This window comes from Aeromonas bivalvium (assembly GCF_046078285.1).
Classification (GTDB): domain Bacteria; phylum Pseudomonadota; class Gammaproteobacteria; order Enterobacterales; family Aeromonadaceae; genus Aeromonas; species Aeromonas bivalvium.
This window is the reverse complement of the sequence record NZ_JBGXBV010000002.1, coordinates 147,610-171,087: the sequence shown is the minus strand read 5'-3', so window position 1 is coordinate 171,087 and position 23,478 is coordinate 147,610. Positions and strand designations below refer to the sequence as shown.

Annotated in this window: 26 protein-coding genes; 17 read left to right on the top strand and 9 right to left on the bottom strand. The window is 65.0% G+C overall.

Annotated elements, in window-relative coordinates:
* The first annotated feature begins 15 nt into the window (after positions 1-15).
* Both ACEUCR_RS07955 and frdD read left to right on the top strand, forming a co-directional pair.
* Positions 16-414 carry a fumarate reductase gene (locus ACEUCR_RS07955; RefSeq protein WP_041993025.1) on the top strand — a complete coding sequence of 133 codons (399 nt, stop codon included), beginning with the start codon at positions 16-18 and terminating at the stop codon, positions 412-414.
* Between the two features lie 82 nt (positions 415-496).
* Positions 497-853 carry a fumarate reductase subunit FrdD gene (gene frdD / locus ACEUCR_RS07950; protein ID WP_111874049.1) on the top strand — a complete coding sequence of 119 codons (357 nt, stop codon included), beginning with the start codon at positions 497-499 and terminating at the stop codon, positions 851-853.
* Positions 854-952: 99 nt separating this feature from the next.
* On the opposite strand, the gene ACEUCR_RS07945 is transcribed toward frdD, so the two are convergent.
* Positions 953-2,179 carry a winged helix-turn-helix domain-containing protein gene (locus ACEUCR_RS07945; RefSeq protein ID WP_408789312.1) on the bottom strand — a complete coding sequence of 409 codons (1,227 nt, stop codon included), beginning with the start codon at positions 2,177-2,179 and terminating at the stop codon, positions 953-955.
* Positions 2,180-2,253: 74 nt separating this feature from the next.
* Positions 2,254-2,895 (bottom strand): class I SAM-dependent methyltransferase, encoded by a 642-nt coding sequence (locus ACEUCR_RS07940; protein WP_408789309.1) that lies wholly within the window; start codon positions 2,893-2,895, stop codon positions 2,254-2,256.
* A gap of 187 nt (positions 2,896-3,082) precedes the next feature.
* On the opposite strand from ACEUCR_RS07940, the gene ACEUCR_RS07935 reads away from it, so the two are divergent.
* From ACEUCR_RS07935 to ACEUCR_RS07905, 7 genes are all read left to right on the top strand, one after another.
* Positions 3,083-3,748, top strand: coding sequence for a thermostable hemolysin (locus ACEUCR_RS07935; protein WP_041993013.1), 666 nt, complete (start codon positions 3,083-3,085; stop codon positions 3,746-3,748).
* Complete coding sequence (locus tag ACEUCR_RS07930; protein WP_408789307.1) at positions 3,745-5,238, top strand: AMP-dependent synthetase/ligase; 1,494 nt, start codon at positions 3,745-3,747, stop codon at positions 5,236-5,238. The genes ACEUCR_RS07935 and ACEUCR_RS07930 overlap by 4 nt, the downstream gene beginning before the upstream one ends.
* Positions 5,235-5,891: a TenA family transcriptional regulator gene (locus ACEUCR_RS07925; protein WP_408789304.1), complete on the top strand. Its 657-nt coding sequence runs from the start codon at positions 5,235-5,237 to the stop codon at positions 5,889-5,891. The genes ACEUCR_RS07930 and ACEUCR_RS07925 overlap by 4 nt, the downstream gene beginning before the upstream one ends.
* Positions 5,888-6,748 (top strand): SDR family oxidoreductase, encoded by an 861-nt coding sequence (locus ACEUCR_RS07920; RefSeq protein WP_408789301.1) that lies wholly within the window; start codon positions 5,888-5,890, stop codon positions 6,746-6,748. Before ACEUCR_RS07925 ends, ACEUCR_RS07920 begins: the two co-directional genes overlap by 4 nt.
* A 1-nt stretch (position 6,749) precedes the next feature.
* A complete protein-coding gene (locus ACEUCR_RS07915; RefSeq protein ID WP_408747412.1) occupies positions 6,750-7,397 on the top strand; it encodes a tetratricopeptide repeat protein in 648 nt (215 codons plus the stop codon).
* Between the two features lie 81 nt (positions 7,398-7,478).
* The gene (locus ACEUCR_RS07910) at positions 7,479-8,171 is read left to right on the top strand and encodes a response regulator (RefSeq protein WP_041993000.1); all 693 of its coding nucleotides are present in this window, start codon (positions 7,479-7,481) and stop codon (positions 8,169-8,171) included.
* Entirely contained in the window at positions 8,168-9,601 is a 1,434-nt protein-coding gene (locus ACEUCR_RS07905; RefSeq protein WP_408789298.1) for an ATP-binding protein, read from the top strand. The genes ACEUCR_RS07910 and ACEUCR_RS07905 overlap by 4 nt, the downstream gene beginning before the upstream one ends.
* Before the next feature lie 70 nt (positions 9,602-9,671).
* On the opposite strand, the gene rloA3 is transcribed toward ACEUCR_RS07905, so the two are convergent.
* Positions 9,672-10,169, bottom strand: a complete 498-nt coding sequence (rloA3, locus tag ACEUCR_RS07900) for a retropepsin-like aspartic peptidase RloA3 (protein WP_408789295.1) — start codon at positions 10,167-10,169, stop codon at positions 9,672-9,674.
* A 401-nt stretch (positions 10,170-10,570) separates the two neighbouring features.
* Between rloA3 and ACEUCR_RS07895 the strand changes: the two genes are divergently transcribed.
* From ACEUCR_RS07895 to ACEUCR_RS07875, 5 genes are all read left to right on the top strand, one after another.
* Positions 10,571-11,614: a GMP reductase gene (locus tag ACEUCR_RS07895; protein WP_408789292.1), complete on the top strand. Its 1,044-nt coding sequence runs from the start codon at positions 10,571-10,573 to the stop codon at positions 11,612-11,614.
* Positions 11,615-11,708: 94 nt separating this feature from the next.
* On the top strand, positions 11,709-12,935 hold the full coding sequence (earP, locus tag ACEUCR_RS07890; protein ID WP_408789289.1) for an elongation factor P maturation arginine rhamnosyltransferase EarP: 1,227 nt from the start codon (positions 11,709-11,711) through the stop codon (positions 12,933-12,935).
* A gap of 45 nt (positions 12,936-12,980) precedes the next feature.
* The gene (gene efp / locus ACEUCR_RS07885; RefSeq protein ID WP_041992985.1) at positions 12,981-13,547 is read left to right on the top strand and encodes an elongation factor P; all 567 of its coding nucleotides are present in this window, start codon (positions 12,981-12,983) and stop codon (positions 13,545-13,547) included.
* Positions 13,548-13,771: 224 nt separating this feature from the next.
* Positions 13,772-14,530 (top strand): DUF3530 family protein, encoded by a 759-nt coding sequence (locus ACEUCR_RS07880; protein ID WP_408789286.1) that lies wholly within the window; start codon positions 13,772-13,774, stop codon positions 14,528-14,530.
* A gap of 248 nt (positions 14,531-14,778) precedes the next feature.
* Positions 14,779-15,735: a D-2-hydroxyacid dehydrogenase gene (locus ACEUCR_RS07875; protein ID WP_111874060.1), complete on the top strand. Its 957-nt coding sequence runs from the start codon at positions 14,779-14,781 to the stop codon at positions 15,733-15,735.
* Positions 15,736-15,870: 135 nt separating this feature from the next.
* Here the strand turns inward: ACEUCR_RS07875 and ACEUCR_RS07870 are convergent, their stop codons facing one another.
* Complete coding sequence (locus ACEUCR_RS07870) at positions 15,871-16,386, bottom strand: YMGG-like glycine zipper-containing protein (RefSeq protein WP_111874061.1); 516 nt, start codon at positions 16,384-16,386, stop codon at positions 15,871-15,873.
* Positions 16,387-16,620: 234 nt separating this feature from the next.
* The gene (locus ACEUCR_RS07865) at positions 16,621-18,177 is read right to left on the bottom strand and encodes a GGDEF domain-containing protein (RefSeq protein ID WP_408789283.1); all 1,557 of its coding nucleotides are present in this window, start codon (positions 18,175-18,177) and stop codon (positions 16,621-16,623) included.
* Positions 18,178-18,467: 290 nt separating this feature from the next.
* Between ACEUCR_RS07865 and ACEUCR_RS07860 the strand changes: the two genes are divergently transcribed.
* A complete protein-coding gene (locus ACEUCR_RS07860; RefSeq protein WP_041992971.1) occupies positions 18,468-19,070 on the top strand; it encodes a nitroreductase family protein in 603 nt (200 codons plus the stop codon).
* A 60-nt stretch (positions 19,071-19,130) separates the two neighbouring features.
* Here the strand turns inward: ACEUCR_RS07860 and ACEUCR_RS07855 are convergent, their stop codons facing one another.
* Together ACEUCR_RS07855 and ACEUCR_RS07850 are read right to left on the bottom strand one after the other, a co-directional pair.
* Positions 19,131-19,784 (bottom strand): HAD-IA family hydrolase, encoded by a 654-nt coding sequence (locus tag ACEUCR_RS07855; protein WP_392443997.1) that lies wholly within the window; start codon positions 19,782-19,784, stop codon positions 19,131-19,133.
* A complete protein-coding gene (locus ACEUCR_RS07850; RefSeq protein WP_041992965.1) occupies positions 19,781-20,005 on the bottom strand; it encodes a hypothetical protein in 225 nt (74 codons plus the stop codon). The genes ACEUCR_RS07855 and ACEUCR_RS07850 overlap by 4 nt, the downstream gene beginning before the upstream one ends.
* A 112-nt stretch (positions 20,006-20,117) precedes the next feature.
* Here ACEUCR_RS07850 and ACEUCR_RS07845 point away from each other — a divergent pair, with 112 nt between their 5' ends.
* Both ACEUCR_RS07845 and ACEUCR_RS07840 read left to right on the top strand, forming a co-directional pair.
* Positions 20,118-21,035: a LysR family transcriptional regulator gene (locus ACEUCR_RS07845; RefSeq protein WP_408789279.1), complete on the top strand. Its 918-nt coding sequence runs from the start codon at positions 20,118-20,120 to the stop codon at positions 21,033-21,035.
* 62 nt (positions 21,036-21,097) lie between these two features.
* Entirely contained in the window at positions 21,098-21,349 is a 252-nt protein-coding gene (locus ACEUCR_RS07840) for a putative hemolysin (RefSeq protein WP_111874065.1), read from the top strand.
* 83 nt (positions 21,350-21,432) lie between these two features.
* Here ACEUCR_RS07840 and ACEUCR_RS07835 read toward each other — a convergent pair whose 3' ends face one another.
* Together ACEUCR_RS07835 and ACEUCR_RS07830 are read right to left on the bottom strand one after the other, a co-directional pair.
* A complete protein-coding gene (locus tag ACEUCR_RS07835; RefSeq protein WP_111874066.1) occupies positions 21,433-22,017 on the bottom strand; it encodes an isochorismatase family cysteine hydrolase in 585 nt (194 codons plus the stop codon).
* Between the two features lie 27 nt (positions 22,018-22,044).
* The gene (locus ACEUCR_RS07830) at positions 22,045-23,232 is read right to left on the bottom strand and encodes an FAD-dependent oxidoreductase (protein ID WP_408789648.1); all 1,188 of its coding nucleotides are present in this window, start codon (positions 23,230-23,232) and stop codon (positions 22,045-22,047) included.
* Positions 23,233-23,478 lie beyond the last annotated feature (246 nt).

Below are 23,478 nucleotides of genomic sequence, written 5' to 3'. Positions count from 1 at the left end.
ACCAGGAGTGAGACCATGAACAACACCCAGAGCAAACGTAAGCCCTACGTGCGCGAGATGAAGAAAGACTGGTGGCTGAAGAATGCCTTCTACACCGGTTACATGATCCGCGAAGGCACCAGCATCTTCGTCTCCATCTACGCCGTGGTGCTGATGTGGGGTCTGCTGCGGCTGGTACAGGGTCAGGAGGCGTTCAACGGCTGGCTGGAATCCCTGCAAAGCCCCATTGCCATCCTGTTCCACGTCATCGCCCTGGCCGCCTGCCTGTTCCACGCCAAGACCTGGTTCGCACTGGCCCCCAAAGCCATGCGTATCTTCCGTGGCGAAGAGCTGGTGCCGGAGAAACCCATCGTCATCGCCCAGTATGTGGCGCTGGCGGCGGTATCCCTGCTGATCCTGTTTATCGTGGCTTGAGGAGATTAATAATGAGACGTTCTGACGAGCCCGTGTTTATTGGCGTCTGTTTGGTACCGGTAGCGCTATATGAGGAAAAATCATGAGACGTTCTGACGAACCCATTTACTGGGGACTCTTTGGTGCCGGTGGCATGGTGGTTGCCATGCTGCTGCCGGTCATTGTCCTCATCACAGGTCTGCTGGTGCCCATGGGCATCATGGACGTGGAGACCATGAGCTTTGAGCGCGTGCATGATTTCGCCAGCTCCTGGTGGGGTGCCTGCATCCTGCTGGTCATCATAGCCCTGCCCGTCTGGCATGGCATGCACCGCATCTACCACGGCCTGCACGATCTCGGGATCCACACCACCAAGCTGCACCACTATGTGTTCTATGGCTTCGCCTTCCTGGTGTCCGCCATCACCGTCGGCCTGCTGATGGTGCTGGTGCTCCAGTAATCCTTACGTTGCCAGCAACAGATGATAAAACCGGGCCCAGTGCCCGGTTTTTGTTTAGCCTATGACCGCCACGCAATTCTTCGTTTGGCGGCATGGAGCTCAAGGAAGCGGCATTGCCTCCTGCCACAGGGTCAGCAGGGGCGCAGGGATGGCGCCGTAGCGCAGGGTCGGCGTCTGGTGCCAGTGCGCCAGTTTTTGCAGCGCCTTGCCCAGATCCTGCGCCAGGGTGCGCGTCACCCTGACCCCGTCTTCCAGATAGAGGCTCTTGACCTCGAACACCCCCTCCTTGCGATGGGCCTTGGCGTCCATCCTGCCCACCAGCTTGCCGCGATGCAGCAAGGGCAGCACGAAGTAGCCGTACTGGCGCTTGGGGGCCGGGGTGTAGCACTCGATGCGATAGTCAAAGTCAAAGAGCTCGCTGGCCCGCTTACGATCCCACACCAGCGGGTCAAAGGGCGAGAGCACGGCGGTGTGGCTCGCCTTGAGGGTGCCCGCCTGGGCCCGGACCAGCTCATCGGCCAGGGAAGCGTGAACGAAGGCGCCGTGCTGCCACCCCTCCACTCGTACCGGCAACAGCTCCCCCTCGTCCGCCAGCTGGTGGAGCAGGGCGTCGTATTTCCCCCGTTTAAGGCGATAGTAATCCGCCACCCAGCCGGTCTTGACCAGCCCCAGCGCCCGGCAACTGGCTCGCACCATGTCCCGCCGGGCGAGATCAGGGCTCGGCAGATCCCGCTCGTCGTTCCATTCCGGCATGACCCGCTCGGCGAGATCGTAGACCCGCTGGAAGTTGCGCCGTTCGCGCACCATCAGCTGGCCTGCGGTAAACAGCACCTCCAGGTGACGCTTTTCGGGCTTCCAGTCCCACCAGCCGTTGCCCTTGCCCCCCTTGCGTTCGAAATCGCTGGCCCGCACCGGGCCATCCTGGCGAATGCGCTCCACTATCTGCGCTATCTCTCCGCCGTGGGTCTTAAGCCACTGGGCGGAGAACTTCCAGCCCATGGCGGCGGGATCCAGCATGCGATGGCGCAGCAGCCGGTAATCTTCCCGGGGAACGAAGCAGGCCTCGTGAGCCCAGTATTCGAAAAGGTCCCCATCGGCCAGCAGTTGTTCCAGCCAGCGCGGATCGTAGTGGCCAAGGCGGCTGAACAGCACCAGATAGGGGCTGCGGGCCACCACGGAGATGGTGTCTATCTGCAGCAACGCCATGCGTCTGATGCAGGCAAGCAGATCGGAGGGAGAAGCCTTGGCGCGGCGCGGGGTCAGCAGCCCCTGAGCCGCCAGTTGCAGGTGGCGGGCGTCTTGCAATGAGAGGTGGGGGATCGACATGGAGATGGGGGCATCCGTTCCTAGGTATCAGGCCACCAGCATGCCCAACTCATGGCCAAATGAAAACGCCCCGCTCAGGGTTTGGTGAACACCGCCACATCGGCGTGGGGAAACTCGACCTCTGCCTGCCAGCGGGCCGCCAGGGCCCGGAACGAGGCCTCGGCGAAGAAGACGATATGGGTGGGATCGTGGCGATAGCGCCAGGTCTTGAAGCGATCGTCCCCCAGCACTCGCTGGGTCTGCAATACCAGCACTCCGCCGGGCTTGAGGCAGCCCCAGAGCGTGTCCAGCACGGCGCGGGGGGTGGCGATGTGCTCTATCACCTCGGTGCTGGTGATGAAGTCGTATTGCCTTGTCAGGCACTCGGGGTCGTCGGCATAGAACTTGTCGTAGCCCGCCATCTCGAAGCCCGCCTCCCGCCCCATGGCGATGAGGGCAGGCCCGGGGCCGCAGCCAAAATCGAGGCCGCTGGCAGGAGGCGACACCCGGGCCAGCACCTCGCCGAAGGCCCGCATCAGAAAACCGCGATATCGGGGATCGTCCACCCGGTTGTCGTGCCCGTCATAGACCGCCTTCTCGGCCCCCTCATCTAGGTGATCCGCCTCATCCATCCAGACCAGCTCGCACGCCTGGCAGCGGTAATAGCCCTTGCCCGCCACCGGCAGGTCATGGTGCCGAGGGGAGAGACACAGGGGGCAGTGAACAGGGGATGGCATGGCGGCTCCTCGCGTGGCGACAGCGGGGCAGATTGCCTGCCACGCCCGCTGCTGGCAACTGTTTTGTCTTGGGCCCTCATCGGCCCGCTCTCGCCCCCCGTCAGAATTTTTCTTCTTTTTGTGCTCCTTAAGGGTTTCTTAAGTTTGCCCTCTTACGCTCAACCCATCCCAAGAGAAGGAGCCAGCCATGACCATAGAGATCCAGGCACCCTACCAATTGCTGCTAGCCAAGTCCCCGCAGCAGGTCATGGCGCTGCAAACCTATATCCAGGCCGCCTACACCCAGGAGTTCAACGCCCGCATTCCCCATTTTCTGCCCTGCCTGCTCGGGCTCTACCGGGCCGATGGGGTGCTGGTTGGAGCCTGCGGCCTCAACCAGGCCTGCCATGGCGAGCACGCGCAGCCCCTCTATCTGGAGCAGTATCTGGAGCAACCCGTCGAGGCCGCCATCGAAACCCGTCTCGGGGTACGCCCGGCCCGCCACCGCATCATCGAAGTGGGCAACCTCGCCTGCCGCGAGCCGGGCAATGCCCGCCTGATGTTTGCCGCCCTGTGTCGCCTCTTGTGTGACAACGCCCTCGACTATGTGGTGTTCACCGGCACCGCCCGGCTTCGCAACAGCTTTGCCCGCCTGCGCCTCAACCCGGTGGAGCTGGCCCCAGCCCAGGCTCATCAGGTGGGAGAGGATGCCAGTGCCTGGGGGGAATACTACCGCTGCCAGCCCAAGGTGATGGCAGGCGACATCAATCAGGGGCGCGAGGTGCTCGCCCAGAGCAGCCTGCTGCTCAACCTGCTGGGGCCCATGCCCCGCCTTTTTAACCATGCCGACATCGACAAGAGGTGTGCTCAATGACGCTGTTCGACACCATCGCCCGCCATGCCAGCCAGACGCCACAACAACCGGCACTGCAAGGCAGCCAGGGCGAGCTGGATTACCAGAGCCTGTGGCAGCAGATCGAGCAACTGGCAGGAGCGCTGCAAGGGGCCGGCATCCGCCGCCTGGCCCTGCAACTCGACAACGGCCTGCCCTGGGCGCTGATCGATCTGGCCTGCACCCGGGCCGGCATAGTGGTCATTCCGGTTCCCCACTTCTTCAGTCCGGCCCAGCAGGCATGGCTGCTGGAAAGCAGCGGCGCCGATGCCCTGGTCGGCCCCGAGCATGAGGGCTGGCAGGCCGCTGCCCCCCTCATCCTGATGACGGGCAGGCCGGATGAACAGGCGCTGCCCCTGTGGCGCCGCATCCCGGCCAGCCTGCCCGAGCTGCCGGCGGGCACCGCCAAGATCACCTATACCTCGGGCACCACGGGCCAGCCCAAGGGTGTCTGCCTGTCCCTGGAACAGATGACCTCGGTCTGCGAGTCCCTGGCCCTGCGGGTCGCTCCGGCCCGGGTCGAACAGCACCTGACCCTGCTGCCGCTTGCCACCCTGCTGGAGAACCTGACCGGTCTGTACGTGCCGCTGCTGACCGGCGCCTGCAGCCGCATCCCCTCCCTGGGGGAACTCGGCTTCTCGGGCTCCAGCAAGCTGGATCCAGCTGCCCTGGCCCAGGCACTGCTGCGCTGGCCCAGCCACAGCCTGGTGCTGGTGCCCGAGCTGCTGCGCCTGCTGCTGGCCCTGTGCGCCAATACCCCGGCCCTGGCCGAGCGGCTCAAGGGGCTGCGCTTCGTCGCCGTGGGTGGCGGCAAGGTGGCCCCCGAGCTCATCGGCCATGCCCGCGCCCTGGGGCTCCCTGTCTATGAGGGTTATGGTCTGTCGGAATGCGGCTCTGTCGTGGCGCTCAACGGCCCGGACGCCGACCGCCCGGGCAGCGTCGGCCTGCCCCTGCCCCACTGCCAGGTGACGATCGCCGCCGACGGCGAAGTCATGGTGAGCGGCAGCGCCATGCTGGGCTATCTGGGGGAAGAGGCGCCCGCCATCCCGAGCATCGCCACCGGCGATCTGGGTCGGCTCGACGAGGAGGGTTTTCTCCATATCACCGGGCGCAAGAAGAATGTCCAGATCACCGCCTTTGGTCGCAACTTCTCCCCCGAGTGGGTAGAGGCCGAGGCCCAGCTCTGCCCCGCCATCGCCCGCATCGTGGTCTTTGGCGACGGCCAGCCAGCCAACGTGGCGCTGATCCAGCCCCTGCCCGGCAGCGAAGCGGATCTGCCCCGCCAGATCGCACAACTGAACAGCCGGCTGCCCGACTACGCCCGCCTGCACCACTGGTTGCCGGTAGCGCTGGATCAGTCCCCCGGGCTGCTGACCGCCAACGGTCGGCCCCGTCGCAACGAGATTTATCAACACTTTTCCCGGCAGATCAGCCAGTGCCTCAGCGAAGGCCTCACAGGAGAATCAGCATGAGCTTCTACCAGACCCTGCAACAAGCCACTTCCCAGGAGCGCGAGCACCTGTTCAATGCGCCCATCATCGAGGCTTGCCGCCGTGGCGACATTCAGCGCGAGACCTACCTCGCCTTCCTGACCGAAGCCTATTACCACGTGCGCCACACGGTTCCCCTGCTGATGGCAACCGGTGGCAAGCTGGGTCAGGAGTACGAGTGGGTGCGCGCGGCCATCAAGGAGTACATAGAGGAGGAGTACGGCCATCAGGAGTGGATCTTAAGCGACATCCGCGCCTGCGGCGGGGATGCCGAGGCGGTGCGCCACGGCCAGCCCGGTCTGCCCATCGAGCTGATGGTGGCCTTCCTCTACGACCAGATCCAGCGGGGCAATCCCATGGGTTTCTTCGGCATGGTGCAGGTGCTGGAGGGAACCAGCGTCGCCATCGCCCTGACCGTCGCCGACCAGCTCAAGAGCGGTCTGGGGCTGCCACCCCAGGCCATGAGCTACCTGAGCTCCCACGGCGCCCTGGATCAGGAACACCTCAAATTCTTCGAGTCCCTGATGAACCGGGTGGAAGACCCGGCAGATCAGGCGGCCATCATTCACGCCGCTCGTGTGGTCTACCGCCTCTATGGCGACATGCTCTATCAGCTCACGGGATCCTGCCAATGAAGCTTGAAGGGAAACGCATACTGCTGACCGGCGCCAGTGGCGGCATAGGGGAAGCCCTGGCCATGGAGCTGGCGGCCCAGGGGGCCCACCTGCTGCTGCACGGGCGTCGGGCCAGCGCCCTGGAGCGCCTGCGCCGGGAGCTGCCCCATCCGGAGCGCCACCAGACGGTGACCGCCGATCTCGGCTCGCCCCAGGAGCGGGCCAGACTGCTGCAACACCCGGCGCTGGAAGAAGGCCTGGACGTGCTCATCAACAGCGCGGGCTGCAACCAGTTCGCCTGGCTGGAGGATCAGAGCAGTGAACAGGTGACCCGCCAGTTGCTGCTCAACATAGAGGCCCCCATCCAGCTCACCCGGGCCCTGCTGCCCCGGCTGCGCAAGCCCGCCATCATCATGAACATAGGCTCCAGCCTCGGGGCCATCGGCTATGCCGGTTACAGCGTCTATTGCGCCAGCAAGTTCGCCCTGCGGGGCTTTAGCGAGGCCCTGGGGCGGGAGCTGGAGGGCACCGGCATCAAGGTGCTGCACTTTGCCCCCCGCGCCACCCGCACCCACCTCAACTCCGAGGCGGCCTATGCCATGAATGCCGAGCTCGGCACCCACACCGACAGCCCCCAGGACGTGGCCGAGGAAGCCGTCATCGCCCTGTGCAACGAGACACGCCGCCGCTGGCTCGGCTGGCCCGAGAAGCTGTTCGTGCGGCTCAACGGCCTGCTGCCCGCCGTGGTGGACATGGCCCTGGCCAGGCAGCGCCCGATCATCGAGCGCCACGCCCGCCGCACCGCCTCCCCTGCCCCCGCCCCCGCCCCCGCCCACAGGAGCGACCGCGCCTGTGCCACGCACGAGAAGGAACATTGAGATGAAACACGTCACTTTCCGTCCCCGATTTGGTCACGGTCCCCTGTTGCTCGCCCTGGCAGGCACGCTGGCAAGCGGTCTGGCCCAGGCCGCCGATGCCCTGCCCACCATTCAGCAAGAGTGGGCCCACTGCCAGTACCAGCAGACCGGCAACGCCAAGGAGCACTGCCTGGAGACCCTGAGTGCCAAGGCCGATGAGGCGAGCGCCAAGGAGGCGTTTCGCACCGACCTGCTGATCTGGTCCGCCATCGTCAAGAGCACCTGGGCAGGGGCCAAGGGCGGCCTCGGGGCCCTGAGCCTGGTGAAGGAGGCCAAGGCCAAACTGGAGATCGCCATCAGGCAGGATCCCAGGGCGCTGGAAGGCTCGGCCTATACCAGCCTGGGCTCCCTCTATTATCAGGTGCCGGGCTGGCCGGTGGGCTTCGGGGATGACGAGAAGGCGGAGCAGTTGCTCAAGCAGGCGCTCGCCATCAATCCCACCGGCATCGATCCCAACTTCTTCTACGGCGACTTCCTGCTGGATCAGGGGGACAAGGCCCAGGCGAAGCACTATCTGGACAAGGCCCTGGCCGCCCCTGCCAGACCGGGCCGCGAGGTGGCGGACGAGGGCCGTAGAATGGAAATCCGCGAGCGTCTCGCCAAGCTGTAAACACAAGCAGAACAGTGCGCTATTTAAACTCTGCCCACCAGCTTGCATACTGGTGGGCAGCGTCATTTGAGGGAGAGAACAATGCGAGTCCTGTTGGTGGAAGATGATGTGATGCTGGGAGACGGCATGGTGGATGCGCTGCGCAGCAGCGGCTACACGGTGGACTGGCTCCAGCAGGGGCTGCCGGCCCTCTCGGCACTCAAGAGCGAGGAGTTCGCCGCCCTTATCCTGGATCTCAACCTGCCGGACATCGACGGCATCAGCCTGCTGCGCAAGCTGCGCCGGGAGGGGCAGACCCTGCCGGTACTCATCCTCACCGCCCGGGATGCCCTGGACGATCGGGTGCTGGGGCTGGATGCCGGCTCCGACGACTACATGGTCAAGCCCTTCGCCCTGCAGGAGCTCAACGCCCGGCTGCGCGCCCTGGTGCGACGCAGCAAGGGGCAGGCCCAGGCAGTGCTGGAGTACGGGGAGTTGCAGCTCTTCCCCGCATCACAGCAGGTCACCTATCGGGGCGAGCCGGTCAAGCTCACCCCCCACGAATACAAGCTGCTGCAGGAGCTCATCACCCAGAGCGGCCGGGTCCTGAGCCGGGATCAGCTGCAACAGAGCCTCTACGGCTGGGACGAGGGGGCAGAGAGCAACGCGGTGGAGGTGCACATTCACCACCTGCGCAAGAAGTTCTTCCCCGAGCTCATCCGCAACATTCGCGGCGTCGGCTACATAGTGCCGCAACAGGAGGGTCAGGGCACCAAGGGGGCGCCAGCCCCATGAGCCGCGTCCGTTCCATCCGCCGCTTCCTGCTCTCCGGCATCCTGGCCCTGGTCAGCCTCAGCCTCGCCATCAGCGGCCTGATCGGCTACCTGCAGGCCAACCACGAGATGGAAGAGCTGTTTGATGCCCGTCTCGCCCAGTCCGCCCGCATCACCAACCAGCTGCTGGCCACCTACCTCAAGCAGAGCAAGACACTGCCCGCCGATGGCACCCTCTATCAGGAGTGGACCCGGAAAAACCCCGACAACGGCCCCGAGGAGCAGGGATTCAACCTCAGGGGCGAGGACAGAGAGCTGACCCCCTACGGCCATGAGTTTGAACGCAATCTCACCTTCCAGCTGGCCGATGACGAGGGCCGGCTGCTGCTGCGCTCCCCCAGCGCGCCGCCGCGGCTGCTCGGCAAGCTGACCATCGGCTTTGACACAGTGCGTCGGGATGGCCATGACTGGCGCACCTTCACCCTCTACAACCAAGGTGAACAGACCTGGCTCATCGTGGCGGAGCGGGATGACGAACGCAGCGAGCTGGCCAGCAAGATGGCCACCCTCACCATGCTGCCCCTCTTCATTACCCTGCCCTTCCTGCTCGGCCTGCTGTGGTGGCTGGTCACCCGCGGTCTGGCGCCGCTGCGCCAGCTGACCCAGGCCATCGGCGAGCGTCACCCCGCCAACCTGAGCCCCCTCAATCTCGCCATCAAGGCCGAGGAGCTGACGCCCCTGGTGGGGGAGATCAACCGGCTGATGCACACCCTGGCCGATACCCTGGAGCGGGAGAAGCAGTTCACCAACGAGGCCGCCCACGAGCTGCGCACGCCCCTCGCGGTGCTGAGGATCCACAGCGAGAACGCCCTGGCGGCGCAGGATGAAGCGAGTCGACGCCAGTCGCTGGCCAAGATGCTGCTGGCCCTCGATCGCAGCGACCGCCTGCTGCGCCAGCTGCTGACCCAGGCCCGCATCGACAACCAGCAGGATCTCGTGCTGGAGCGCGTCGATCTTGGCCAGCTGCTGCAAGGCTGTCTGGCCGCCCTGACCCCGCTGGCACTGAACAAGGAGCAGCAGATCTCCCTCGAGCGCAGCGGCCGGGTAGAGATCATGGGCCAGCCCACCCTGCTTGAACTGATGTTTGGCAACCTCATCGACAATGCGCTGCGCTACACCCCGGTCGGCGGCGTGATAGCGGTCGCCGTCGAGCCATCGGGCAACCGGGTACGGGTAACGGTCAGCGACAATGGCCCAGGCATCCCCGCCGAGGCGATGGCACGCCTGTGTGAACGCTTCTTCCGGGTCAATCCCCAGGCAGGGGACGGGGTGGGCCTGGGGATGGCCATAGTACGCCGCATCGCCGAGCTGCACGGCGCGGACATGAGTATCCACAACCGGCCAGAGGGGGGACTTGAGGTGAGCCTGCTGCTGCCAGCACCGCCGATCTAGCCGGGCACCGGAACAAAAAACGCGGGGGCCCTGGCCCCCGCGCGTGATTCATGCTCCCAGGAACAGCCCCTTAACCACAGCTGGGCTGCACCGTGAAGGTGCGGGCGGAGTCCACCGGACCCAGCTCCGCCAGCAGGCGACGGCCGATCAGCACGGGATAGAGCATGTCGCTGCGATCCCGCAGGGTGAACCACTCCTTGTAGACCTTGTCGCCGAGGCAGACGGACAGGGTGACTGTGGGGCGCTGCTCCATGCCGCCCGCCCCGCGCACCGTCACGCTGCGCTCCACCGGCCGCTCCAGGGTCTGGCGCACCACCTTGTCGGTGTTGGCATCGGTCAGCACCAGGGTGAAGCGCACCCAGGGCTTGTCGTCACGCTTGAAGTGGTGCAGATCCCGCGCATCCATCGAAGAGGTGAGGGCCCCGGTATCGAGTTTCATCTTGACCGCCACGGCGCTGGGCATGATCAATCCCTTCTCGATCCAGCCATAGACGGTGGGGGACGCCGCCATCCCGGGCAGGGAGAGGCAGGTCAGTAACAGCAAGGTCATGGTTCGCAATGCAAGCACGTTCGCTCCTGATCAAGGCCGGGCCGACGCTGGCCCCAGAGGCCAAGAGTGGGGATGGAAAGGCCAGCTGTCAACCGGCGAGAGGCGGCGCCCTGGGCAGGATGGCGCCTCTCGCACCGCCCGCGTCAGGATCCGGACTGGGGGTGAAAAAGGGAGTCAAGGGAGGCATTCCTGGCAGGCACCAAGGGGGGATGTCCCGGGGAATGGGTGCCTGGGCTGTGCTCAGGTTGTGACGCCAAAGGCTACCACAGCGATGCGTGAATTATCAGTCTTGTTCTGACGGGATTTTTGCCTACACTGCTGTAAACCGGAGGCCCTGAAAACCACCGGTTTTTTTGTGCCTGCCGAAAAGTTGCCACTGCAAAGTGACCTCTCACACAAGGCTCAATAAGGAATTTGCAATGCGTATCGAAGAAGACCTGAAGCTCGGTTTCAAGGATGTGCTGTTTCGCCCCAAGCGCTCTACCCTCAAGAGCCGCGCCCAGGTCAGCCTGACCCGCCAGTTCACCTTCAAGCACACCCGGACCCAGTGGCAGGGTACCCCCGTCATCGCCGCCAACATGGACACCGTCGGCAGCTTCGCCATGGCGCGCACCCTGGCCGGCTTCGAGATGATGACGGCGGTGCACAAGCACTACAGCCTGGCCCAGTGGCAATCCTTCGTCAGCGAAACCGATCCGGCCCTGCTGGGCCATGTCATGGTCTCCACCGGCACCTCGGAGGAGGACTTCACCAAGACCCGCCAGATCCTCGCCATGTCCGAGGCGCTGCGCTTCATCTGCGTGGACGTGGCCAACGGCTACTCCCAGCACTTCGTCGAGTTCCTGCGCAAGATACGCGAAGCCTGCCCCAACCACGTGATCCTGGCGGGCAACGTGGTGACCGGCGAGATGGTGGAGGAGCTGATCCTCTCCGGCGCCGACATCGTCAAGGTGGGCATAGGCCCGGGATCGGTCTGCACCACAAGGGTCAAGACCGGGGTCGGCTACCCCCAGCTCTCCGCCATCATAGAGTGCGCCGATGCGGCCCACGGCCTGGGCGGCCAGATCGTCGGTGACGGCGGCTGCACCTGCCCGGGGGATGTGGCCAAAGCCTTTGGCGGCGGCGCCGACTTCGTGATGCTCGGCGGCATGCTGGCGGCCCACGAGGAGTGCGGCGGTGAAATCGTCGAGGTCGATGGCGAGCCCTTCATGAAGTTCTACGGCATGAGCTCGGCCAGCGCCATGGACAAGCACGCCGGCGGCGTCGCCGAGTATCGCGCCTCCGAAGGCAAAACCGTGCTGCTGCCCTACCGCGGCCCGGTGGAGCACACGGTGCGCGACATCCTGGGCGGGGTGCGATCCACCTGCACCTACGTCGGCGCCAGCCAGCTCAAGGAGCTGACCAAGCGCACCACCTTCATCCGGGTGCGCGAGCAAGAGAACAACGTCTACGGCAAGGAGTAACCTGTCGCAGGCTCCGTCACGCGCTGACGGTTAGAAGCCGACCCACCGGTGTGCTACCCTGCGCACCGGTTTTTTGCATCTGGAACCCCGAGCCATGACAAGCCCTCTCCCCCCGTTCGACTGGGACATCTTCTGCACCGTGGTGGACAACTTCGGCGACATCGGCGTCACCTGGCGGCTGGCCCGCCAGCTCAAGCGGGAGGGGAGGATAGAGTCCCGGGGCCATGGCACCTCGGGGGAGGCGACCCCCGCACAGGACGGTGACATGCAGGTACGGCTCTGGGTGGACGATCTGGCGAGCTTCGCCCGCATCTGCCCTGGGCTGGATCCCGCACGGGATGGCCAGTGGGTCGACGGCATCTATGTCCAGCACTGGCACGAGCGCCTGCCCGCCAACGTCGTTCCGGCGAACGTGGTGATCGAGGCGTTTGCCTGCGAGCTGCCCGCCCCCTTTATTGAACGCATGGCCGAGCAGAGCCCTCCCCCCTGCTGGGTCAACCTGGAGTACCTTTCGGCCGAGAGCTGGGTCGAGGATTGCCACGGCCTCGCCTCTCCCCAGCAGGTGGGCAACAAGCGCCTCGACAAGTTCTTCTTCTTCCCGGGCTTCACGGCCAGAACCGGCGGTCTGCTGTGCGAGCAGGGACTCATCGCCGAGCGGGATCGCTGGCAGCAGGACGAGGCGGGGCTTGCCGCCTACTGGGCCAGCCTGGACCTGCCCCCCCAGGCAGAGCACGAGATCAGAGTCAGCCTGTTTGCCTACGAGAGCGAGGCGATCCGTTCTCTGGTGATCGACTGGCAGGCCAGTCCCACCCGCGTCACCCTGCTGCTGCCCCTGGGGCGCGCCGTACCGGACGTGCTGCGAGGCCTGGGCCGGGAAGGAGAGGCGGTGCAACCCGGGGATCTGCTGCGCGCCGGCAGCCTCGCCGTCAAGCTGCTGCCGATGACGGACCAGGCGGGATACGATCGCCTGCTGTGGAGCTGCGACCTCAACCTGGTGCGCGGCGAAGACTCCTTCGTGCGGGCACAGTGGGCGGCACGGCCCTTCCTGTGGCACATCTATCCCCAGGAAGAACAGGCCCACATGGTCAAGCTGGACGGCTTCCTCGACCACTATCTGGCCGACCTGCCCCCGGAGACCGCAAGCTGGCTGCGAGCCTGCAACCACGCCCTCAACCAGGGGGAAGAGACCCGTGAGCTCTGGGCCCAATGGCCGCAATACGCGGCCAGATGGCGGCAACATGGGCGAGACTGGTCACAGAAGCTGCACCGGGATGGGGATCTCGTCACACGATTGGTGAAATTTCTGGAAAGCCGTATATAATCTGGCAGTTTTTTATTCGTCCGTTTCACGAACAGGAATTTTGACATGAAAACCGCACAGGAAATCCGCGCTGGTAACGTAGTCATGATCGGCACCGAGCCGATGGTGGTGCAGAAGGCTGAGTTCAACAAATCCGGCCGTAACTCCGCCGTGGTCAAGATGAAGCTGAAAGGCCTGCTCAATGGCAGCGCCACCGAGACCGTCTTCAAGGCTGACGACAAGCTGGAAGTGGTTCAACTGGAGCGCAAAGAGTGCACCTACTCCTACTTCTCCGATCCCCTGTATGTCTTCATGGACACAGAGTACAACCAGTACGACGTCGAGAAGGACAACCTGGGTGACGTGCTGAACTACCTGGTAGACGGCATGGAAGACATCTGCGAAGTGACTTTCTACAACGAGAAAGCCATCTCCGTCGAGCTGCCGACCACCATAGTGCGCGAAATCGAGTACACAGAGCCGGCCGCCCGTGGCGACACCTCCGGTAAAGTGACCAAGCCTGCCCGCCTGAAAGGCACTGGCTACGAGCTGGCCGTTGCCGCCTTCGTCGAGATCGGTGACAAGATCGAGATCGACAGCCGCACCGGCGAATTCAAGCGTCGTCTCTCCTGATAGACTCTTGAATCGAATGCAAAAAAGCGAGCCCAGGCTCGCTTTTTTATTGGTTGCTCCCCGCCCCAGCCTTGCCGCTCCCGGCGTTCGAATGGGCAGCTAGATGCCGGGCAAACTGACCCCCATGCACAGCAGGGCGGCCCGCCGCGCACATGCCCCCTTCAGAAATGGCCCGAGCTGCCGTTAACAGGAGACCCAGTCCCGGGACGAAACGAGAGGGGCCCATGGCCAGAGTGTCACTATCGCTGTGTTTGCTGAGTCTGTGCTGCCTGAGCGGCGAGGCAGCCCGTGCCAGCGAGATCGCTCCGCCTCCCCCCGCCGACTACTGGCAGAGCGCGGACTGGCAGGGGCTGCCGGACAGCACCCGGATAGAGCAGCAGACAGTGCTCTATGCCAGGCACGACGGTGACAGCTATCTGGGGCTGGCCATCTTGCTGCCGGACTGGCAGCGCAGCGGCCAGCTGTGGCAACTGACCCGGGATCTGGGACGCCTGGGCTTCGACACCCTGCTGCTGCTCCCCTCCCCCCGGCAGAGCGAGCTGGATCCTGCCGCCGAGAAGCGGCAACCCGCCATGGAGACCTTTCGTGACCAGTTCGCCGAGCGCATCACCAAGTTGGGGGATGCCAAGTGGAAGGAGGGGGGCTTCAGGCTGCTGCTGGCCCAGGGCACCAGCGCCGCCTGGGCCGCCAATCTCATCGCCAGCGACAAGCTGCCTGCCCCGGATGCCCTGGTGCTGCTCGACGGCTTCTTCCCCCTGCCCCAGAGCAACCAGGCCCTGGCCAAGCAGGTGGCCCAGACCAGGGTGCCGACCCTGGACCTCTATCAGGACGAGCCAGGGCGCTGGCCGCAACTGGCCGCCGAAGCCCGCCAGAGCGAGAGCCGGCGCAGCCACAAGCTCAACTACCGTCCCTACGCCTTGCTGACCCTGGACGAGACCCCTGCCCGCATCCAGGGCTGGCTCACCCACCTCGGCTGGCTCTGATCCCGCCACTCTTGCCGCTCCCCAGCCGACGGCATGCGGGCTGGCTCTGATCCCGCCCCCATCGTCTCCCCTACGATTGGCGGCATTGGGGCTGACGCTGATCCCGCCACTATTGCCTCTCCCCAGCCTGACGGCATGCGGGCTGACGCTGATCACGCCCTATCGCCGCTCCCCAGCCTGACGGCATTCGGGCTGGCTACTGGGCGCCACTCTTTGGCATCATGGCCCCATCAATGGCAGGAGGCTTCATGCAGCAAATCGTGTTTCTCGACAGCGACACCCTGGATGCGAACGTGCATCTGCACCGTCCCGATTTTCCCCACCACTGGCAAAGCTACCCGAACACGGCCCCCGAACAGGTGGTGGCGCGGCTCAGGGAAGCCAGCATCGCCATCATCAACAAGGTGCGCATAGGCAAAGCCGAGCTGGCCCAATTGCCCGAGCTGCGGCTGATCGCCCTGGCCGCCACCGGCAGCGACAACCTGGATCTGGAGGCCTGCCGCGCCGCCAATGTCGCCGTGTGCAACATCCGCAACTACTCGGGCCCCTCCGTGCCCGAACACGCCATGGCGCTGATGCTGGCCCTGTCGCGCAACCTGTTCGCCTGGCGCCAGTCCCTGCAAGAGGGGCGCTGGCAGCAAAGCGGCCAGTTCTGCTTCTTCGACCACCCCATCATGGACTTGCAGGGCAAGCGCCTCGGCATCATAGGCAAGGGCACCCTGGGCCAGGCCCTGGGGGAGCGGGCCCTTGGCATCGGCATGGAGGTGCGCTACGCCCAGAGCCAGGTGGGCGCCGCCACCGAGGATGACCGCCTGCCCCTGGATGCCCTGCTGCAGAGCTCGGATGTGGTGAGCCTGCACTGCCCGCTCACCCCCTACACCCGTCATCTCATCGGCCCGCGGGAGCTGGCCATGATGAAACCGGGGGCCCTGCTGATCAACGTGGGTCGCGGCGGCCTGGTGGACGAGCAGGCCCTGCTGGAGGCCCTGGCCAACGGTCGCCTCGGCGGCGCCGGGTTCGACGTGGCAAGCGTGGAGCCGCCGCCCCCGGATCATCCCCTGATGCAGGCCCTGCAATACCCCAATTTCATCCTGACCCCCCACGTGGCCTGGGCCAGCGAAGAGTCGATGCAGCGCCTCGCCGATCAGCTCATCGACAACATCAACGCCTTCGCCGCCGGCAGGCGTCAGCACCGCCTGGTCTGACACAGGGCTGCCCTCACGGATCCGCTCATCGACAACATCAAGTCCCTCCCGGCCAGACGGCGTCAGCACCGCCTGGTCTGAACGAGGGGCACGAAAAAGGGGCCCCTGGCCCCTTGCTGCATCTCCTGACCGACCTCAGTCGTCATGCCATCTGTGTTTGCGGTGCTTCTTGTAGTATTTCTTCTTGTGCTTGGGGTGATGGTGATAATGGCGATCGCCACGGTGGCGATGCCCATCGTAGCGTCGCCCGTCCCTGTCTGAGCCACGGGCCTCGTGCCCGTCACCGGTCCGTGCCCCTATGGCGGAGCCGCCGGCGCCACCTATGCCGGCCCCGATCAGCTGACCCGTGTCCCCGCTCAGGCTCTTGCCGATGGCGGCCCCCCCCAGGGCACCCACGGCCCCCCCGATGGCGGCCTCGTTCTTGTTACCCCGATTGGCGGTCGCCGCCCCACCGGCGGCGCCCCCCAGGGCAGCCCCCACCAGGGCTCCCGTATCGCCGCCGAGCTGCTTGCCCAGCATGGTGCCTGCCACGCCCCCCACACCGCCACCGAGCACGGTATTGAGTGTCTCGGAGGCCCGAACTGCACCGCTCATCAGCAGCAGTGAACCCAACAGGGCCAGGGCGCTCATGCCGTGTCTTCTCATCTCCATGGGGTACTCCTGTCAAACCTGATTAATTTCCCCTGCACTATACGAATGGCCATGCCGGGCGCCAGCCACCCCGAAGGAGGAGGGTTTAATTCAAAGGAATCCCGCCTTGAACGACGGCGCAAGATGGAAAAGTTAACAGCATGAAAGACAAGGTAAAAAAATCCATTTTCATCTGAAAAAGCAGGGGCCTTGCCCCGAACTGCACTGTCGCACTCCATTCGGGGGCGCCCCCTGTCAGACAGATACTGTCATCGCCCGGGGGTCGCAGTCACTGTCTGACTCCCGGGGCCCACTGAGATGCCAGCGATCCCGCCCCAGCCGTTTGCTCCGATATAGGCACTCATCGGCCCGATCGAACAGCAAAGGGGCATCATCCGGATAGCGGGCGCCCCCCGCGCTCAGGGTGATGGAGGCCTCGAACTCCCGCCATTGCAGGGCTCGCACCCGACCAAGCAGATGGGTCAGGCGGCATTCCAGCTCCGCCTGATCCCAGGGCAGCAAGGCCGCAAATTCATCACCCCCGATGCGATAGACTCGCTCATCCCCCAGGGTTCTCGTCATGATGGTGGCCACCCGGAACAGCACCGCATCCCCCACACTGTGCCCCCAGCCGTCGTTGACCCCCTTGAAGTTGTCCACATCGAACAGTACCAGCCAGTAGGGCACCCCCTCCAGCTCCAGTCTGGCCCTCTGCTGATCGAAGGCCCGCCGGTTCATGATGCCGGTGAGGGGATCGTGCAGCAGGGCATCCTGCCCTTGCAGCAGGCTGTTTCTCATCTGCTCTATCTCCCCCAGGCTGCCGTGCACGAACCAGGTTCGCTGACGCCGCTGGATCTCCTTTCTTGCCTCATCCCGGATGAGCCCGCTGAGGGAACCCTGAACCAGGGCCTGCTCCTGACGAAATATCCGCACCAGAAACCACAGGCTGCACAACCAGATGAAGAGCAGCGCCAGAGCGGGCAGCACCACCATCAGCAGGGTGTCTTGCAGGTTTGCATGAAAATGGGAGGGGGCCAGATAGACGTTGAGATCCCACTCCATCCCCTCCAGAACGTGTTGCAGGTGGCGACCTTCCCAGAACACGTCCAGCCCAGCCCCCTGCTTCTCCCGATCGAGGCGGGACGGCAGCAGTTGCAGATTGTGACCCACCACCAGCTGGCCCCCCTTGCGCGCCGTGATGTAGAGGGCCACCTGATCCTCGCCCACCGCCCGTTGCAACGCCCCCTGCAAGGCGCTGAACGACATGTCGACCATCAGCAGTCCCAGCAACTGCCCCCCATCATCCTTGACTCGCTTGATCAGGGTCAGCACCTGCCCGGCCGAATCGAACTCCGGGTAGGGACCGAACCAGATGAGGTCGTCACCCTCGCCGGAGAGTGCCTGATACCAGGGCCGCGCTTGTGCCCGGTAGCCCTCGGGTTGCTGCCAGTCGGGATAGCCGTCGAGCCGCTGGGTGCGCGTGTTGTAGAAATAGAGAAAGTGGGCGTCGTGTTTGAACTGATGGGCAATGGCCCAGATGGGATTGATGGCCGATGCCCCGGCGGCGATGGCCCGCTTGTCCAGGGAGGCCTCCAGCACGCCGAGCTGGCGGCGGTTGTCCTGCGCCATCTCCTGGATCAGGGTGGCGTCGAGGGCGGCGAGCATGTGACCGTAACCCGCCATGGTCTTGTCGATGCTGCCGAGGTAACTGGCTGCCGCCAGCAACAGGGTGGCGATCAGCACCAGCCCTCCCAATAGCAGCGACAGCGGAGTCAGTATGTAATAGCGTTCCTTGATCAGCGCTGCCGTCATGCCACCCTCTATAAAATGTCATATTGGATGGATTTTATAGTTTAAACATCTGACAAAGTTATTGATTGAAGTCATCAAGCGCCACTGTTAATGATAAAAAACATATCAGCATCCCCCGCGGCCATCTGCGCCTTTGCCGCGTGAATATCCATGAACAGTAGAAACAGTCATCACCCTGAGTTGACGGTTTATTGCGCGCAAGGTGTTATAGTCGTTGACTCTAGAAATCGGAGCCAGATGGCCTTTGTCGCCATGACTGGTGGCGATGATTCATCAACCAAGGAGATGTTATGAGCAGTCCGTTTATCGAACAGATCAAAGCACGTCGTACCATCTATGCCCTGGGCAACCGGGTGACCCATTCCGAGGCCCAGCTGACGGCGATCATCAAGGATGCCATCAAGCACAGCCCCTCCTCCTTCAACTCCCAGAGCTCCCGCGCCGTCATCCTGTTCGGTGATCAACATCATGCCCTGTGGGATCTCACCAAGGAGACGCTGCGCAAGATAGTACCGGCCGAGGCCTTCCCCCAGACCGAGAACAAGATCAACGGCAGCTTCCGCGCCGGGTTTGGCACCGTGCTCTTCTTCGAGGACACCGCCGTCATCGAAGACCTTCAGCAGAAGTTCGCCCTCTACGCCGACAACTTCCCCATCTGGTCGGAACACGCCACCGGCATCGCCCAGTTTGCGGTCTGGACCGCCCTGGCCCAGGAGGGAATTGGCGCCTCCTTGCAGCACTACAACCCCCTCATCGATGACGAGGTCCGCCAGCGCTGGGAACTGCCAGCGAGCTGGCTGCTGCGCGCCCAGATGCCCTTTGGCAGCATAGAGCAACCCGCCGGCGACAAGACCTTCATGGATGACGCCGAACGCTTCCGGGTCTTCAAGTAACCCAGACGGCCCCCGTCTCTGGCCCCCGCTCGTCGGGGGCTTTTTGTTGCCAGCGCCTCGTCAGATCAGCAGGGCCAGCTGCAATCCTCCCCCCTCATCGAGGCGCACAGTCACCTGGCGCCAATCCTGGATCACCGCCAGCACGGCCGGATCGAGCCGCTCCTTGCCGCCGACCTGCACCACGGGGCAACCGGCCGCCAGGGCGCTGCGGATGCCTGCGGGGGCATCCTCGAACACCAGGCAGTCGGCGGGGGCCAGCCCGAGTCGCCCGGCCGCCAGCAGATAGGGTTCGGGATCCGGCTTGCCATGCTCTACCTCCTGCGCCCCCACCAGCAGGGATGGCAGCGGCAGACCGGCGCTCTGAAGCCGATGACGGGCCACCTCCTGGCTGGCGGAGGTCACCAGGGCCCAGCATCCCACCGGCAAGGCGCTCAACACGGCGCGACACCCCTTGATCGCCTCGCCCTGCCCCGTGTGGCGGATCTCCAGCTCATCGAGCAGCGCCACCTCCCGGGCCAGATCCAGCTCCGGCGCCAGGGCCCGTATCACCTCCCGCGAGCGCACCCCGTGGCACATGGCCAGCACGGGCTCGGGATCCAGCCGATGACGCCGACACCAGAGCCGCCACACCGTCTCTACCTCGCCGCCGGAGTGAACCAGGGTGCCATCCATGTCCAGCAGCAGGGCGGCGGCCCTCAGGGTGAGCTGGCTCATGATGCGCCCCCCGTCAACACATCGGCGAAGGCCTGACGCTGGGCCAGGGGTTCGTAACAGGCGAGCGCCTGCTCGGCATTGCCCGCCCACACCGGCAGAGGGCCGACGACGAAGCCCTGCTGCAACAGGCCGACAAGCAGCTCCCCCGTCTCAGGGGCTGCCACGGGTTGGGCCATCACCAGACTTCCCTTGATCAAAAACAGATAGCGTTCGCTCGACATGAGATGACTCCTTGTGACTGGTCAGGGGCAAAAGGCCCGTTTCGAGACCATTAGAACAAGGCAGTTAGATAATTTATAATCAATTAATCGCCACATTGGATAACCAAATGGAATGAAATTCGACTTAAGACAGCTGCAAGCCTTCGTCATGCTGGCCGAGACCGCCAACTACCGGGAGGCGGCCGGTCGGCTCTTCATCACCCAGCCGGCCCTGACCAAGCAGATCCAGGGGCTGGAGCTGGCCCTCGGCGCCACCCTGTTCAACCGGGGCCGCCACGGCGCCGAACTGACCGCCATCGGTGCCCAGCTGCTCACCCAGGCCAGCGCCCTGGTCGACCATGGCAAGGGGTTCGAGCGCCACGCCCTGGCCCTGGCCAGCGGCATCGCCGGGCGGCTCAAGATAGGGTTCGGGCTGTCGAGTTTCGCACTGGCTCCCTCCCTGGTGGCCCGCTTCAAGCAGCAGGCCCCCGATGTGATGGTGCATCTGCAGGACATGACCTCCGCCATCCAGCAGGAGCGATTGCTGTCGGGTCAGTTGCAGCTGGGCTTCATGCGAAGGCCAGAGGCGCCCCAGCTGCGGGAGCACAGACTGCTGACCGACAGGCTGGTGCTGGCCGTGCCCAGCCAGATGACGGGGTCGGACCCGGCCACCTTCGACGTGGCCTGGGCGCTGGCCCATCAGCCGCTGCTGCAGATGGTGGGGCACCGCTGCCCTGGCCTCAGCCAGCAGATAGCCCGCTTCCTCGGCAGCAACCGGCTGACGGCCACGGTCCAGGAGGCGGAGGATATCCAGACCCTGGTGGCCCTGGTGGCCGCGGGCATCGGCAACGCCATCCTGCCCCGCAGCGTCAGCTTCATCGCCGGCCCCGACGTGACCCTCTACCCCCTCTCGGGCCCCTGGTCCGAGTGGGAAATCAGTCTGGTGTGGAATCCGGCCTTTGCCGATCCCATCCGGGATCATTTTCTGCAGATGGTGACGACCCAGGTGCCGCTCGCCGCGTCTCCTCGGGCAGACACCCCAAGCCTCTGAGTTGCGACCCGGCCAGGTCTGGGTGTATGGTCAGCGGCACTGACTCAGCCTGGAGGTGTGATATGAGATTGATACGCTACGGCGCCCTGTCCTTGCTGCCCTTGTTGGCCCTGACCGGCTGCGCCGAGTCAGGCTCGGCGCCCGCCCCGGCCAGCATAGGCACCCCCAATCCGGCGTCCGTCTACTGCGCCGATCAGGACGGCAAGCTGGTGCTGGAGCAAGAGCCGGGGGGGACGGTCGGCTACTGCCACCTGCCGGATGGCACCGTCATGGAGGAGTGGACCCTCTACCGCGCCGCCCAGCAGGCCCGCTAAGGCCAAGGCGCGATATTCACCAGGCAACAAGGCCGATCCCCGGGATCGGCCTTGTTGCCTGGTGGGCGTTGGCTGACCTGGCCCTAGCGCCCCTGCGCCGAGACCAGCTGTTCCACCCGGATAACCTCGGCGATACGCCCGAGCTGGCGCAGGGAGGCATGGTGCTCATTGGCATCGGCGGCGGCGCAGGCATCTTCCAGTATGGTGATAGCGTAGTCCCGATCGTGGCCATCCCGGGCAGCGGCCTGAATGGCCCACGTGGTGCTGATGCCGCACAGGTAGAGATGCTCGATGCCATTGACCCGCAGCGCCGCTTCTAGGGCCGTGCCGTAGAAGGGGCTGACCCTGGGCTTCTCCAGCACCAGATCCGTCCCTAGCACCGCCAGGTCGGGATGAAATTCCCCACCCTCGCCATCGAGGCGCAGGGCTCCGAACTCCTGGGCCCGGCCAAAGATGGGCGAACCCTTGGGTTGCAGATGATAGTTGGCCTCGAACCCCACCTTCACCAGGATCACCAGCCAGCCCCGGGCCCTGGCATGGGCCAGCGCCTGGTTGGCATGGGTGATGGCATCCTGCTCCTGCACATGGCGGGAGCAGGCCGCGACCTTGCCATCCGGGTGGGCGAGATCCTTGATGAAATCGATGACCAGCAGTGCCTTGTCCGTCATGGTTGCCTCCGCGTCGTTGAATCCCGGCTACACCAGCCCCAGGGCATAGCGCAGGGCCATCTCCTTGAGCGGGCCCGCCTTGTCCGCCAGATTGAGGGCCAGGTTGCGAGCCAGCTTGAGCGGCCCTATCTCGTTGCTGAACACCCCGTAGAAGAGGTCCATCCCCGACTGCATCAGCAGGTTGTCCGGGCGACGGCGCCGCTCATAGCGTGCGGCCAGGGCGATGTCGTGCCAGTCGGCCCCCGCCTTCTCCAGCAGCTCGACCCAGCAGGCCACATCCTTGAAACCCAGATTGACCCCCTGCCCCGCCAGCGGGTTGATGGTGTGGGCGGCGTCCCCCAGCAGCACCACCCGATCGGCGTGGTAGGCGTTGGCGTGGCGGCGCACCAGGGGGAAGTTCCCCTTGCCGGTCACGGTAAAACCGCCGAGCCGGGCCGGGAAGTGGCGGCGCACCTCGGTGGCCAGCGCCTCGTTGTCCATGGCGGCCAGGGCCCGGATCCGGGCCGGGCTGTCATACCAGACCAGGGAGCCGTGCTGGCCGGACAGGGGCAGGAAGGCGCGCGGGCCGCTCGGGGTGAACTGCTGCCAGGTGATGTCCTCCTGCGCGAAATCGGTGTCGATATTGATCAGCAGGCAGTGCTGGCGATACTCGAAACGGGACACGCCGATCCCCGCCAGCCGGCGAATCTGCGACTCGGCGCCATCACAGGCCAGCAACCAGCGCCCCCGCAGCACGCTGCCATCCGCCAGGGTCAGGGCCACCCCGTCACCGTCCTGCGCGAGGCCGTGCACCGTCGCCGGGCTGTGAAGATGGATGTGGGCAAGCGCCTCGATGCGACGCAGCAAGGCGAGCTGGATCAGGCGGTTCTCTATGATGTAACCCAGCTGGGGCAACCCCAGGGTGGCGGCATCGAAGGCGGTCGCGCAGCCATCCAGCTCCCAGGTTTCCAGCCGGCGATAGGGGCACAATCGCATCTGCCTGAGCGGCTCCCAGGCACAGGCGCGATCCAGCAGGGCAACCGAGGCCTGACTGATGGCGGAGACCCGCAGATCCCGTGGCTGCTCCGGGGAGAAGGGGGCGGGCAGGCGGCTCTCGACGAGGCGCACCGAGCGGCCCTGACCTGCCAGCAGGCAGGCGGTGGCGGCGCCCACCATGCCGGCGCCGACGATGATCACATCGCACTCTTGGGGGGCGGCGGTTTGGGCATCTTGCATTGCGGACATGGCTGCTTCCTGAAAACGGGCGCCGCGAGGCGCAAGGCCCGCCAGGGGCGGACGGGTGACAACAAGGTGGCGCGGACGGCGCGGCATCTGCGGGCCATGATACCCCAAGATGCCCTGGCAAGCAGTGACCTGGCTCGCCAAGATCCCGGCCGGATGGGCAGGTGCCAGCTGGATATTAGCTAGGCAGTATCCAGATTGCGGGGTAAAATGCCCGGTCCTTTGACCATGTCGCTTTCA

Excerpts from the sequence above, each read along its gene's own strand:
- ACEUCR_RS07955 (WP_041993025.1), top strand. The coding sequence starts at position 16 with ATGAACAACACCCAGAGCAAACGTAAGCCCTACGTGCGCGAGATGAAG.
- frdD (WP_111874049.1), top strand. The coding sequence starts at position 497 with ATGAGACGTTCTGACGAACCCATTTACTGGGGACTCTTTGGTGCCGGT.
- ACEUCR_RS07945 (WP_408789312.1), bottom strand. The coding sequence starts at position 2,179 with ATGTCGATCCCCCACCTCTCATTGCAAGACGCCCGCCACCTGCAACTG.
- ACEUCR_RS07940 (WP_408789309.1), bottom strand. The coding sequence starts at position 2,895 with ATGCCATCCCCTGTTCACTGCCCCCTGTGTCTCTCCCCTCGGCACCAT.
- ACEUCR_RS07935 (WP_041993013.1), top strand. The coding sequence starts at position 3,083 with ATGACCATAGAGATCCAGGCACCCTACCAATTGCTGCTAGCCAAGTCC.
- ACEUCR_RS07930 (WP_408789307.1), top strand. The coding sequence starts at position 3,745 with ATGACGCTGTTCGACACCATCGCCCGCCATGCCAGCCAGACGCCACAA.
- ACEUCR_RS07925 (WP_408789304.1), top strand. The coding sequence starts at position 5,235 with ATGAGCTTCTACCAGACCCTGCAACAAGCCACTTCCCAGGAGCGCGAG.
- ACEUCR_RS07920 (WP_408789301.1), top strand. The coding sequence starts at position 5,888 with ATGAAGCTTGAAGGGAAACGCATACTGCTGACCGGCGCCAGTGGCGGC.
- ACEUCR_RS07915 (WP_408747412.1), top strand. The coding sequence starts at position 6,750 with ATGAAACACGTCACTTTCCGTCCCCGATTTGGTCACGGTCCCCTGTTG.
- ACEUCR_RS07910 (WP_041993000.1), top strand. The coding sequence starts at position 7,479 with ATGCGAGTCCTGTTGGTGGAAGATGATGTGATGCTGGGAGACGGCATG.
- ACEUCR_RS07905 (WP_408789298.1), top strand. The coding sequence starts at position 8,168 with ATGAGCCGCGTCCGTTCCATCCGCCGCTTCCTGCTCTCCGGCATCCTG.
- ACEUCR_RS07895 (WP_408789292.1), top strand. The coding sequence starts at position 10,571 with ATGCGTATCGAAGAAGACCTGAAGCTCGGTTTCAAGGATGTGCTGTTT.
- earP (WP_408789289.1), top strand. The coding sequence starts at position 11,709 with ATGACAAGCCCTCTCCCCCCGTTCGACTGGGACATCTTCTGCACCGTG.
- efp (WP_041992985.1), top strand. The coding sequence starts at position 12,981 with ATGAAAACCGCACAGGAAATCCGCGCTGGTAACGTAGTCATGATCGGC.
- ACEUCR_RS07880 (WP_408789286.1), top strand. The coding sequence starts at position 13,772 with ATGGCCAGAGTGTCACTATCGCTGTGTTTGCTGAGTCTGTGCTGCCTG.
- ACEUCR_RS07875 (WP_111874060.1), top strand. The coding sequence starts at position 14,779 with ATGCAGCAAATCGTGTTTCTCGACAGCGACACCCTGGATGCGAACGTG.
- ACEUCR_RS07870 (WP_111874061.1), bottom strand. The coding sequence starts at position 16,386 with ATGGAGATGAGAAGACACGGCATGAGCGCCCTGGCCCTGTTGGGTTCA.
- ACEUCR_RS07865 (WP_408789283.1), bottom strand. The coding sequence starts at position 18,177 with ATGACGGCAGCGCTGATCAAGGAACGCTATTACATACTGACTCCGCTG.
- ACEUCR_RS07860 (WP_041992971.1), top strand. The coding sequence starts at position 18,468 with ATGAGCAGTCCGTTTATCGAACAGATCAAAGCACGTCGTACCATCTAT.
- ACEUCR_RS07855 (WP_392443997.1), bottom strand. The coding sequence starts at position 19,784 with ATGAGCCAGCTCACCCTGAGGGCCGCCGCCCTGCTGCTGGACATGGAT.
- ACEUCR_RS07850 (WP_041992965.1), bottom strand. The coding sequence starts at position 20,005 with ATGTCGAGCGAACGCTATCTGTTTTTGATCAAGGGAAGTCTGGTGATG.
- ACEUCR_RS07845 (WP_408789279.1), top strand. The coding sequence starts at position 20,118 with ATGAAATTCGACTTAAGACAGCTGCAAGCCTTCGTCATGCTGGCCGAG.
- ACEUCR_RS07840 (WP_111874065.1), top strand. The coding sequence starts at position 21,098 with ATGAGATTGATACGCTACGGCGCCCTGTCCTTGCTGCCCTTGTTGGCC.
- ACEUCR_RS07835 (WP_111874066.1), bottom strand. The coding sequence starts at position 22,017 with ATGACGGACAAGGCACTGCTGGTCATCGATTTCATCAAGGATCTCGCC.
- ACEUCR_RS07830 (WP_408789648.1), bottom strand. The coding sequence starts at position 23,232 with ATGCAAGATGCCCAAACCGCCGCCCCCCAAGAGTGCGATGTGATCATC.